Source organism: Microbacterium sp. NPDC055521 (assembly GCF_053619695.1).
Window position 1 is genome coordinate 316,300 of sequence record NZ_JBSHJX010000001.1, and the last position, 12,107, is coordinate 328,406.

At 68.0% G+C, this 12,107-nt stretch carries 9 protein-coding genes; 2 read left to right on the top strand and 7 right to left on the bottom strand.

What is annotated here, in order from left to right:
• Positions 1–75: 75 nt before the first annotated feature.
• From rapZ to ACWGSM_RS01550, 4 genes are read right to left on the bottom strand one after another with little or no spacing between them, the layout of a single operon-like run.
• Complete coding sequence (gene rapZ, locus ACWGSM_RS01535; protein WP_452321214.1) at positions 76–948, bottom strand: RNase adapter RapZ; 873 nt, start codon at positions 946–948, stop codon at positions 76–78.
• A 25-nt stretch (positions 949–973) separates the two neighbouring features.
• Positions 974–2,860: an excinuclease ABC subunit UvrC gene (gene uvrC, locus ACWGSM_RS01540; protein WP_452321215.1), complete on the bottom strand. Its 1,887-nt coding sequence runs from the start codon at positions 2,858–2,860 to the stop codon at positions 974–976.
• Positions 2,860–5,748, bottom strand: coding sequence for an excinuclease ABC subunit UvrA (uvrA, locus tag ACWGSM_RS01545; RefSeq protein WP_452321216.1), 2,889 nt, complete (start codon positions 5,746–5,748; stop codon positions 2,860–2,862). The genes uvrC and uvrA overlap by 1 nt, the downstream gene beginning before the upstream one ends.
• Positions 5,749–5,751: 3 nt before the next feature.
• Positions 5,752–6,237: a MarR family winged helix-turn-helix transcriptional regulator gene (locus ACWGSM_RS01550; protein ID WP_452321217.1), complete on the bottom strand. Its 486-nt coding sequence runs from the start codon at positions 6,235–6,237 to the stop codon at positions 5,752–5,754.
• Positions 6,238–6,279: 42 nt separating this feature from the next.
• Here ACWGSM_RS01550 and ACWGSM_RS01555 point away from each other — a divergent pair, with 42 nt between their 5' ends.
• Positions 6,280–6,522 carry a hypothetical protein gene (locus ACWGSM_RS01555; RefSeq protein ID WP_452321218.1) on the top strand — a complete coding sequence of 81 codons (243 nt, stop codon included), beginning with the start codon at positions 6,280–6,282 and terminating at the stop codon, positions 6,520–6,522.
• 193 nt (positions 6,523–6,715) lie between these two features.
• On the opposite strand, the gene uvrB is transcribed toward ACWGSM_RS01555, so the two are convergent.
• The 3 genes from uvrB to rpsA form a co-directional block, all read right to left on the bottom strand.
• Entirely contained in the window at positions 6,716–8,782 is a 2,067-nt protein-coding gene (uvrB, locus tag ACWGSM_RS01560; protein WP_400839715.1) for an excinuclease ABC subunit UvrB, read from the bottom strand.
• A gap of 58 nt (positions 8,783–8,840) precedes the next feature.
• Positions 8,841–9,443 carry a dephospho-CoA kinase gene (coaE, locus tag ACWGSM_RS01565; RefSeq protein ID WP_452321219.1) on the bottom strand — a complete coding sequence of 201 codons (603 nt, stop codon included), beginning with the start codon at positions 9,441–9,443 and terminating at the stop codon, positions 8,841–8,843.
• Positions 9,444–9,533: 90 nt separating this feature from the next.
• Positions 9,534–10,988, bottom strand: a complete 1,455-nt coding sequence (rpsA, locus tag ACWGSM_RS01570) for a 30S ribosomal protein S1 (RefSeq protein WP_452321220.1) — start codon at positions 10,986–10,988, stop codon at positions 9,534–9,536.
• A gap of 186 nt (positions 10,989–11,174) precedes the next feature.
• Here rpsA and ACWGSM_RS01575 point away from each other — a divergent pair, with 186 nt between their 5' ends.
• Positions 11,175–12,107 carry a 5'-3' exonuclease gene (locus ACWGSM_RS01575; protein WP_452321221.1) on the top strand — a complete coding sequence of 311 codons (933 nt, stop codon included), beginning with the start codon at positions 11,175–11,177 and terminating at the stop codon, positions 12,105–12,107.

Genomic DNA, 12,107 nt, shown 5'->3' on the forward strand with positions numbered 1-12,107 from the left:
AGCCTACAAGGCCCGGAGGCCGCGCACCGACCCGAGCGGCTGCCTCCCGCCGGGCGGACGCCACCGGATCGGCGGTCACTCCCGACCGAGGTCGCGGTGGCGCACGTTGACGGCGACGCCGGGCACGTCGGCCAGGCGGCGAGCCAGCTCCTCGCTCATCGCCACCGAGCGGTGCTTGCCGCCGGTGCAGCCGATGGCGACCGTCGAGTGACTCTTGTTCTCGCGCTGATACCCCTCGAGCACCGGGCGCAGCGCCGCGGCGTACGCGTCGAGGAACTGCTCGGAGCCGGGCAGGCCCAGCACGTACTCGCGCACCGGCTCGTCGCGCCCGGTGAAGTCGCGCAGCTCCTCGTTCCAGAACGGGTTCGGCAGGAACCGCATGTCGGCCACGAGGTCGACGTCGGTGGGCAGACCGTACTTGAAGCCGAAGCTGAGGATGGTGAGGCGGTGCCGGGCCGTGCCCTCCTCCGAGAACATTTCGGTGACCTGCATCGCCAGCTGGTGGATGTTCAGCGTCGACGTGTCGATGAGCAGATCGGCCGATTCGCGGATGGTGGCCAGACGAGCGCGCTCGGTGCGGATGCCGTCGAGCAGGGTGCCGTCGCCCTGCAGCGGATGCGGCCGGCGCACCGCCTCGAATCGACGCACGAGCACGTCATCGGACGCGTCGAGGTAGAGCACCTTCACCCCGCCGCGGCGGCGCAGCACACGGTACACATCGGGCAGCTCGTCGAACAGCCCGCGACCGCGGACGTCGACGACAGCCGCGATCTTCGGAAGGTTCCCGGCACCCATGTCGGTGAGCTCGAGAAGGGGCCGCAGGATCTGCGGGGGCAGGTTGTCGACCACGTACCAGCCGAGGTCCTCGAGTGCGTTCGCCGCTGTGGTGCGGCCGGCTCCCGACATCCCGGTGACGATGAGGAACTCGCCCTCTTCTGCGGCCGCCATCCGTGCTCCCTTCGCTGAGACAAGCCTACCGAGTCGCGGGCGCCTGTCCGCCCGCGAGATGGGCGTGGATGGTGGATGCCAGCACCGGCCCGATGCCCGCCACCTCGCTGATCTGCTCGGGGGTCGACGCGCGCAGCGCCGTGACCGACCCGAAGTGGGTGAGCAGCGCTTTGATGCGTGCGTCGCCGAGCCCGGGGATCTCGCGGAGCACCGTCTGGATGTCGCGACGGCGGCGCTTGCGCTGGTGGGTGATGGCGAACCGATGCGCCTCATCACGCAGCCGCTGCACGAGGTACAGCGCCTCGCTGGTGCGCGGAAGGATGACCGGGAAGTCATCGTCGGGCACCCAGATCTCCTCGAGCCGCTTGGCGATGCCGCACAGTGCGATCTCTGTGCGTCCGCTGTCGCGCAGTGCCCTCGCGGCCGCCTGCACCTGAGGCTGACCGCCGTCCACGACCAGCAGCTGCGGCCGGTAGGCGAAGCGCGGCCGTCGTCTTCCCTCGTCCTCGTCCTCCTCGACCTGCTCAGGACTCGCATCCACCCGGGCGAGACGACGCATCAGAACCTGATACATCGAGTCGGTGTCGTCGGTCGTCTCGGCGATGTTGAACGAGCGGTACTGATCTTTGCGCGGCAGCCCGTCTTCGAAGACCACCATCGATGCGACGACGTTCGTGCCGCCGAGGTGCGAGATGTCGAAGCATTCGATGCGCAGCGGCGCCTCGGCCATGCCGAGAGCCTCCTGCAGGTCGGTGAGCGCCTGCGTGCGAGCGACATAGTCGCTGGTGCGCCGGGTCTTGTGCCGCAGCAGGGTCTGCTGCGCGTTGAGGGTGGCGGTGCGCATGAGATCGGCGCGCTGCCCGCGCTGAGCGACGGCGATCTCGACCCGGCGTCCGCGGCGGGCGCGGAGCCACTCCTCGAGCTCGGCGGCGTCGTCGGGCAGGGTGGGCACGAGCACGCGACGCGGAATGTCTGACGAGTCGCCGTACACGCGCTGCAGGATCTGGTCGACGAGCTCTCCGCGGCTGATGTCGAGCTCTTTGTCGACGGCGAGCGACCGCACACCGCGCACGCGACCGCCGCGGATCACGAAATGGTGCACCGCCGCCGACAGCTCGTCCTCGGCGATGCCGAACAGGTCGGCATCCTCATCCGACGGCAGCACGAGGGCGCTCTTGCCGAGCACGGCGTCGATCGCGGTGAGCTTGTCGCGGAAGCGCGCCGCCGCCTCGTAGTCCATCGCGGCGGAGGCCGCCTGCATGCGCTTCGTGAGATCGCGCGTGAAGCGCTCGTCACCGCCCGCCATGAAGGCCACGAAGTCGTCGACCATCGCGCGGTGCTCGTCGATCGTGACCTTCATCGAGCACGGGCCACCGCACTTGCCGATCTGGCCGGGGAAGCACGGTCGGCCCGTCTGCATGGCACGTCGATAGCTGGAGTCGCTGCACGTGCGGATCGGGAACGCCTTGACCATCAGGTCTATGGTCTCGTGCACGGCCCAGACCTTCGGGTACGGGCCGAAGTACCGCGCACCGGGGATGCGCCGGTTGCGCGTCACCATCACGCGCGGCGCTTCGTCTGCGAGGGTGATCGCCATGAACGGATACGACTTGTCGTCGCGGTAGCGCACGTTGAACGGCGGATCGAACTCCTTGATCCACATGTACTCGAGTTGCAGCGAGTCGACGTCGGTCGCGACGACGGTCCATTCGACGGATGCCGCGGTCGTGACCATCCGTCGCGTGCGCTCGTGCAGGGTGCGCAGCGGGGCGAAGTAGTTCGACAGGCGCTGGCGGAGGTTCTTCGCCTTGCCGACGTACAGCACCCGGCCGTCGGCGTCGCGGAAGCGGTAGACACCGGGGTCGGTGGGGATCTCCCCCGCGCGCGGCTTGTACGGGAGGACGTCCGCCATCAGCCGGCCTTGCGCGAGTCGCGCTCCTGCCCGAGGACTTCGGCGAGGAAGGCGCCCGTGTGGCTCTCCGCCACCTCGGCGATCTGCTCGGGGGTGCCCGTGGCGAGGATCTGCCCGCCGCCTGATCCTCCCTCGGGGCCGAGGTCGATCACCCAGTCGGACGACTTGATGACGTCGAGGTTGTGCTCGATGACGATGACGGTGTTGCCCTTGTCGACGAGGCCGTTCAGCACCTCGAGGAGCTTGCGCACGTCTTCGAAGTGCAGACCGGTGGTCGGCTCGTCGAGCACGTAGATGCTGCGTCCGTTGCTTCGCCGCTGCAGCTCGGTGGCCAGCTTGACGCGCTGCGCCTCGCCGCCCGAGAGCGTGGTCGCCGCCTGTCCGAGGCGCACGTAGCCGAGGCCGACGTCGACGAGCGTCTTCATGTACCGGTGGATGGCCTGGATCGGCTCGAAGAACTCCGCTGCCTCGGCGATCGGCATCTCGAGCACCTCGGCGATGTTCTTGCCCTTGTAGTGCACGGTGAGCGTGTCGCGGTTGTACCGCTTGCCGTGGCAGACCTCGCAGTCGACGTACACGTCGGGCAGGAAGTTCATCTCGATCTTGATCGTGCCGTCGCCCGAGCAGGCGTCGCAGCGCCCGCCCTTGACGTTGAAGCTGAAGCGGCCCGGCAGATAGCCGCGCACCTTGGCCTCGGGGGTCTCGCTGAACAGCGTGCGGATGCGGTCGAACACGCCCGTGTAGGTGGCGGGGTTCGATCGCGGGGTGCGCCCGATCGGCGCCTGGTCGACGTGCACGACCTTGTCGAGGTTGTCGAGACCGGTCACCCTGGTGTGCTTGCCCGGCACCGTGCGGGCGCCGTTGAGCCGGCCGGCGAGCACCTGATAGAGGATGTCGTTGACCAGAGTCGACTTGCCCGAGCCGCTCACGCCGGTGACCGCGGTGAGCACCCCCAGCGGGAAGTCGGCGGTGACGTTCTTGAGGTTGTTCGCCTTGGCGCCGACGACGCTCAGCATCCGCTTCCTGTCGATCTTGCGGCGCTTGTCGGGCAGGGCGATCTCGCGCCGACCGGCGAGATAGTCGCCGGTCATCGATCCGGACTCGGCGAGCAGCGCCGAGTAGGGGCCGGAGTGCACGACCTCGCCGCCGTTCACACCGGCGCCCGGGCCGATGTCGACGACCCAGTCGGCAGCCTCGATCGTCTCCTCGTCGTGTTCCACCACGATCAGGGTGTTGCCGAGGTCGCGCAGCCGCACCAGCGTCTCGATGAGGCGGCGGTTGTCGCGCTGGTGCAGACCGATCGAGGGCTCATCCAGCACGTAGAGCACACCCGTCAGGCCGGAACCGATCTGGGTCGCGAGCCGGATGCGCTGCGCTTCACCGCCGGAGAGAGAACCGGCCGAACGTCCGAGGTTCAGATACGAAAGGCCCACCTGCAGCAGGAACTCGAGGCGCAGGCGGATCTCACGCAGCACCTGCGCGGCGATCTTCGCCTCGCGCGCGGTGAGCTCGAGCTCGTGCATGAAGGTGCTGGCGTCGGCCAGGCTGAGATTCGAGACCTCCGCGATCGAATGACCGTGCACCTTGACCGCGAGGACCTCGGGCTTGAGGCGCGCGCCGTCGCACACGGGGCACGGCACCTCCCGCAGGTACTCGCCCCAGCGGCCGCGCTGAGTGTCGGACTCGGCCTGCTGGTACTGCCGCTCGATGTACGGCACGACGCCCTCGAACCCGGACGTGTAGCGCATCTCGCGCCCGTAGCGGTTCTTCCACTTGACGCTGACCTTGTAGTTGTCGCCGCGCAGCACTGCCTCGCGCACGTCCGAGTGCAGCTGATTCCAGGGCGTGTCGAGCGAGAAGTCGAGATCGCGGGCGAGCCCGTCGAGCAGGCGCTCGTAGTACTGGAACAGGCCCTTGCCCTGCGTGGTCCACGGGAGGATGACGCCTTCGCTGATCGAGAGGTCCTCGTCGCCCAGCAGGAGGTCGACGTCGACCGACATCCGCGTGCCGAGCCCCGCGCAGGCAGGGCAGGCGCCGAACGGCGCGTTGAACGAGAACGTGCGCGGCTCGATCTCGGTGAGCGCGATCGGGTGCCCGTTCGGGCAGGCGAGCTTCTCGGAGAAGGACTGCCAGGCGGCGTCGCCTTCCTCATCGACGAAGTTGACCTGCATGATCCCGCCGGCAAGGCCCAGCGCCGTCTCGACCGAGTCCGTCACGCGGGCGAGGATGTCATCGGATGCCACGAGCCGGTCGACCACGACGGCGATGTCGTGCTTGTAGCTCTTCTTCAGCGTCGGCGGCTCGGCGAGCTGGACCAGCTCGCCGTCGACGATCGCGCGCGAGTAGCCCTTCGCGCCGAGCTCCTTGAAGAGGTCGACGAACTCGCCCTTCTTCTGCGTCACGATCGGCGCGACGATCTGATAGCGCGTGCGATCGGGCAGCTCGACGAGCTGATCGGCGATCTGCTGCACCGTCTGACGCTGGATCCGCTCACCGCATTCGGGGCAGTGCGGGATGCCGATGCGCGCCCACAGCAGACGCATGTAGTCGTGGATCTCGGTGATCGTGCCCACCGTCGATCGCGGGTTGCGGTTGGTCGATTTCTGGTCGATCGAGACCGCCGGACTCAGACCCTCGATGAAGTCGACGTCGGGGCGGTCGACCTGACCGAGGAACTGGCGCGCGTAGGCGCTGAGCGATTCGACGTAGCGTCGCTGCCCCTCGGCGAAGATCGTGTCGAACGCGAGGCTGGACTTGCCCGACCCGGAGAGCCCGGTGAAGACGACGAGCGAGTCGCGGGGGATGTCGATGTCGACGTTCTTCAGATTGTGAACGCGGGCACCGCGAACACTCAGTTTTGCGGAGGAGGCGACAGGAACGATGGGCACCGTTCAAGTGTACGAGCGACCACCGACACTGGGCTCCGCATCAGCCGAGGGCGAACGAGCGTCACGACCGGCGAACGGCTTCAGCGCGTCTCGGAGCGAGGCCACGTCCTCGATGCCCGTGCCGACGGCTGCCATGACCGCGTGCGGCACCTCGACGGCTCGGTCACGCAGCGCACGGCCGGCATCGGTGAGGGTGATGTCGAGACGTCGCTCGTCGGCGGTGCTGCGCGCACGCTCCACCAGTCCGTCCTTCTCGAGCCGCTTGACCAGCGGCGAGGCGCTGGCCGGCTCGAGCGCGAGCTCTGTGGACAGGTCGGTGAGCGAACGCGGCGAGCGCTCCCACAGGGCGAGCATCACGAGGTACTGCGGGTGCGTGAGACCGAGCGGCTCGAGGATGGGCCGGTAGACGGCGACCACGTTGCGCGCCGCGGTGACCATGGCGAAGCAGAGCTGGTTCTCGAGTCGCAGCAGCTCATCGTCGGAAGTCATGCAACCGATTCTATGTACAGAGATGTTCAGTACACTAAAGATATGGTCAAGAACCCCGCCCACGTCCCGTTGCGCACCCGCATCCGCGAGGCCGGCGGCCTCTATGCGTGGTTCAACAGCAACCTGATCAAGTACGCCGGGCCAGCATCGGTGGGGCCGTACGAGCCCACCCTTCCGCCCAGCGCCGAGGAGCGCGCGCAGCGTGCCTGCCCGCTCTGCGGCAGCGCGATGAACCAGCACACGATCGACCGCAGCGGACCGAAGCCGTTGATGCACTGTCCCTGATCGCCGAAGTCCGCCTGCAGCGTGAGCGGTCGTTCGGAGCGGCGAAGTCACTCGGACGCGGCGTCGACACTGCTGTCCGGGCCGCATCGATCCAGCCGAGCAGCGCGTCGTCATCCTCGATCACCGCGGCGTCGACGCCCAGCCGGCGCGGACTCATCGTGCAGGGCTCACATCCCCCTCGCTGCACGCCGACTCAGGCGTGCCCGGCTCGCTCCATCGCCCGCAGCTCCTTCTTCAGGTCCTGAACCTCGTCGCGCAGGCGGGCGGCGAGCTCGAACTTGAGCTCGCTCGCGGCGGCCAGCATCTGGTCGGACAGATCTGCGATCGTCTCCTCGAGCTGCGTTGCGCCCTCCGCCGCGATGCCCGTGCGAAGCATCGGCGTCGGAGACTTGCCCTTGCCGCTCTTGTTGCGCGCCGACCGCATCGCCGCGGTGTCGGCCGCCTCGCGGGCGAGCACCTCCGTGATATCCGCGATCCGCTTGCGCAGCGGCTGCGGATCGATCCCGTTCTCCTTGTTGTACGCGATCTGCTTCTCGCGACGACGCTCGGTCTCCTCGATGGCCTTCGCCATCGAGTCGGTCATGCGATCGGCGTACATGTGCACCTCGCCCGAGACGTTTCGCGCCGCACGGCCGATCGTCTGGATGAGCGACGTTCCGGAGCGCAGGAAGCCCTCCTTGTCGGCGTCGAGGATGGCGACCAGCGACACCTCGGGAAGGTCGAGTCCCTCACGCAGCAGGTTGATGCCGACGAGCACGTCGTAGACCCCGGCGCGCAGCTCGCTGAGCAGCTCGACACGGCGCAGCGTGTCGACGTCGGAATGCAGGTATCGCACGCGCACGCCGTGCTCGCCGAGGAAGTCGGTGAGCTCTTCGGCCATCTTCTTGGTGAGCGTCGTCACGAGCACACGCTCGTCGCGGGCGACGCGCAGACGGATCTCCTCGAGGAGGTCGTCGATCTGACCCTTCGACGGCTTCACGATGATCTGCGGGTCCACGAGGCCGGTGGGCCGGATGATCTGCTCGACCACGCCGTCGGCGATGCCCATCTCGTACTTGCCCGGCGTCGCCGAGAGGTACACCGTCTGACCGATGCGGTTCTTGAACTCGTCCCACCGGAGCGGTCGGTTGTCCATCGCGCTGGGCAGCCGGAAGCCGTGCTCGACGAGCGTGCGCTTGCGCGACGCGTCACCCTCGTACATCGCGCCGATCTGCGGCACCGTGACGTGCGACTCGTCGATGACGAGCAGGAAGTCGTCCGGGAAGAAGTCGAGCAGGGTGTGCGGCGGATCGCCGGGGGCTCGCCCGTCCATGTGACGCGAGTAGTTCTCGATGCCCGAGCAGAAGCCGAGCTGCTGCAGCATCTCGATGTCGAAGGTGGTGCGCATGCGCAGCCGCTGCGCCTCGAGCAGCTTGCCCTGACGCTCGAACTCGGCCAGCCGCTGCTCGAGCTCGTGCTCGATGGTGCCGATCGCCCGCTGCACGACATCGGTGCCCGCGACGTAGTGCGACGCGGGGAAGATGGGCACGGAGTCGAGCTTGGCGATGACCTCGCCGGTGAGGGGATGCAGCGAGTACAGCGCTTCGATCTCGTCGCCGAACAGCTCGATCCGGATCGCGTGCTCTTCGTACACGGGGATGATCTCGATCGTGTCGCCGCGCACCCGGAAGTTTCCTCGGGAGAAGTCCACGTCGTTGCGGTTGTACTGCATCGCGATGAACTGGCGGATCAGCGCGTCGCGGTCGTAGCGCTCCCCCACCTGCAGCGCGACCATGGCCCGCAGATACTCCTCGGGCGCACCGAGACCGTAGATGCACGAGACGGTCGAGACCACCACGACGTCGCGGCGGCTGAGCAGCGAGTTCGTCGTCGAGTGACGCAGCCGCTCGACCTCGGCGTTGACCGAGGAGTCCTTCTCGATGAAGGTGTCGGTCTGCGGCACGTAGGCCTCGGGCTGGTAGTAGTCGTAGTACGAGACGAAGTACTCGATCGCGTTGTTCGGCATGAGCTCGCGGAACTCGTTCGCCAGCTGCGCGGCCAGCGTCTTGTTGTGCGCCATGACCAGGGTCGGCCGCTGCACCTGCTCGATGAGCCAGGCGGTGGTGGCCGATTTTCCGGTGCCGGTGGCTCCGAGCAGCACGACATCGGTCTCACCGGCGTTGATGCGCGCCGCGAGGTCGGCGATGGCCTGCGGCTGGTCGCCCGCCGGCATGTACTCGCTGACGACCTCGAAGGGGCGGACGCTGCGCGTGGGTTGCATCCGTCCAGCCTACGAGCAGCCACCGACACCGGGCTCGGGGGTGGGGGTCAGCAGGAGATCAGGTCGACGCCGTCAGCGAACGCCACAGCCCGTCGACCTGCTCCAGAGTGCGCTCCATGGTCCCCGACGTGTCGATCACGACGTCGGCGATCGCACGACGCTCCTCATCCGAGACCTGCGCGCCGATGCGGCGCCGGGCATCCTCCTCCGTCATGCCACGCAGCTGCATCATGCGCTGCACGCGCGCGTCGGCCGGGGCATCCGCCACGACGATGAGGTCCCACGGGTCGTCGACCCGCGCCTCGACGAGCAGCGGCACGTCGTACACGACCACCGCCGCCCGATCGGCGGCGAAGGCGGCGTCGAAGCGCCGCTGAGACTCGGCACGCACGGCCGGATGCACGATCGCGTTCAGCCGCTGCAGTGCGGCGTCGTCACCGAACACCCGTGCACCGAGTGCCGCGCGATCCAGCGAACCGTCAGCCGCGATCACTTCCGCGCCGAATGCCGCACCGATCGCGTCGAGCACGGGGCTGCCCGGCCGCTGCACGTCGCGCACGATCGCATCGGCGTCGATCACCGTGGCCCCGTGCTCGGCGAGGCGCCCGGCGATGGTCGACTTGCCCGAGGCGATGCCTCCGGTGAGGGCGATGAGTGGCATCCGCCCATCCTGTCACGCGGCCACCAGGCCCCGGATACGCGGAACGGGCCGCCACCCGAAGGTGACGGCCCGTTCTGACGTGCGCGGTGATCAGCTGTTGCCGCCCGAGAGCTTCTCGCGCAGCGCGGCGAGAGCCTCGTCGTCGGCAAGCGTGCCGGCACCGGTCGAGTCGGTCGAGAACGACTGAGCGCCGAAGTCGTCGCCCGCAGCAGCCTCGGCCTCAGCGGCCTTGACGACCTGAGCCTTGTGGGCCTCCCAGCGAGCCTGCGCAGCGGCGTACTCCTGCTCCCAAGCCTCGCGCTGAGCGTCGAAGCCTTCCTTCCAGGCGCCGGTCTCGGCGTCGAAGCCCTCCGGGTACTTGTACTCGCCGTTCTCGTCGTACTCGGCGAGCATGCCGTACAGGGCCGGGTCGAACTCGGTGCCGTTGGGGTCGACCGACTCGTTGGCCTGCTTCAGCGACAGCGAGATGCGGCGACGCTCGAGGTCGATGTCGATGACCTTGACGAAGACCTCTTCGCCGACCGACACGACCTGCTCGGCCAGCTCGACGTGCTTGCTGGAGAGCTCGGAGATGTGCACGAGGCCCTCGATGCCGTCTGCGACGCGCACGAACGCACCGAACGGAACGAGCTTGGTGACCTTGCCCGGTGCGATCTGGCCGATCGCGTGGGTGCGGGCGAAGACCTGCCACGGGTCCTCCTGCGTCGCCTTCAGCGACAGGGAGACGCGCTCGCGGTCGAGGTCCACCTCGAGGATCTCGACGGTGACCTCCTGGCCGACCTCGACGACCTCGGATGCGTGCTCGATGTGCTTCCACGACAGCTCGGACACGTGCACGAGACCGTCCACGCCACCCAGGTCGACGAACGCACCGAAGTTGACGATCGACGAGACGACGCCCTTGCGGACCTGACCCTTGTGCAGGTTGTTCAGGAACGTGGTGCGCGACTCCGACTGGGTCTGCTCGAGCAGGGCGCGGCGGCTGAGCACCACGTTGTTGCGGTTCTTGTCGAGTTCGAGGATCTTCGCCTCGAGCTCCTGACCGAGGTACGGGGTGAGGTCGCGGACACGGCGCAGCTCGATGAGCGAGGCGGGCAGGAAGCCACGCAGGCCGATGTCGACGATGAGACCGCCCTTGACGACCTCGATGACGGTGCCGGTGACGACCCCGTCATCCTCCTTGATCTTCTCGACGTCGCCCCAGGCGCGCTCGTACTGGGCGCGCTTCTTCGAGAGGATCAGACGGCCTTCCTTGTCCTCCTTCTGGAGAACGAGGGCCTCGACCTGGTCGCCGACGGCGACGACCTCGTTGGGGTCGACGTCGTGCTTGATGGAGAGCTCGCGCGAGGGGATGACACCCTCGGTCTTGTAGCCCACGTCGAGCAGAACCTCATCGCGGTCGATCTTGACGATCGTGCCCTCGATGATGTCGCCGTCGTTGAAGAACTTCAGGGTCTTCTCGACCGCGGCCAGGAAGTCCTCAGCAGAGCCGATGTCGTTGATCGCGACCTGCTTGGTGGCCGGGGCGGTCGTTGCGCTAGTCATGTAGTGGGTTGTCCTTGTAGATGGATGATCGGGCTTCGACGGCCGGCGCGCACGCCGGGTGGATCCTCGAAGCGGTTGGCTGTTGAATGCGATGCCACGAGGGCAGGCACAGGCCTGCCACGAGTGACGCTTCAGATTATCAGATCCGCCGACGGGCCGCTCCCCCTCTCCTCCTAAGCTGGAGCGGTGACCGACCGACTGATGCTGCTCGACACCGCCAGCCTGTACTTCCGTGCCTTCTTCGGCGTGCCCGACAAGGTGAAGGCGCCCGACGGGACGTCGGTGAACGCGACTCGCGGACTGCTCGACATCATCGCCAAGCTCGTGACGCTCTACCAGCCGGCGCAGCTCATCGCCTGCTGGGACGACGACTGGCGTCCGCAGTGGCGAGTCGACCTGATCCCGAGCTACAAGGCGCATCGTGTGGTCGAGGAGGTCACCGCCGCTCCCGACGTCGAGGAGGTTCCGGATGCCCTGCAGCAGCAGATCCCGCTGATCCGCGAGGCGCTCGGCGCTCTCGGCATCCCGATCATCGGCGCGGCCGAGCACGAGGCCGACGACGTCATCGGCACCCTGGCCACCGGTGCCGCTCTTCCCGTCGACATCGTCACGGGTGACCGCGATCTGTTCCAGCTCGTCGACGACAGCCGGGACGTGCGTGTCATCTACACGGCGCGCGGCATGAGCAACCTCGCGGTCGTCACGGACGAGACGGTCGTCGCCAAGTACGGCGTGCTCCCCGCGCAGTACGCGGACTTCGCCACCATGCGCGGCGATGCCTCCGACGGTCTGCCCGGCGTGAAGGGCGTCGGTGAGAAGACCGCGGCGAGCCTGTTGCGCGCGCACGCCGACCTCGCGGGCATCCGCACCGCTGCCGCCGACGGTCGTCTCACGGCTACCGTGGCGGCGCGGTTCGCCGAGGCCTCGGACTACCTCGACGTGGCTCCCACCGTGGTGAAGGTCGCGACCGATCTCGACATCTCCGCGCCCGGAGCCCCGCTGGGCGGCCTGGACGCCGCCGCTCGGGATGCCGCCGACGCCCTCGCCGAGAGATGGAACCTGGGCTCATCGATGTCCCGGGCGCTCAGCGCGCTGGCCTCCACCGGCGCCGACGGCTGA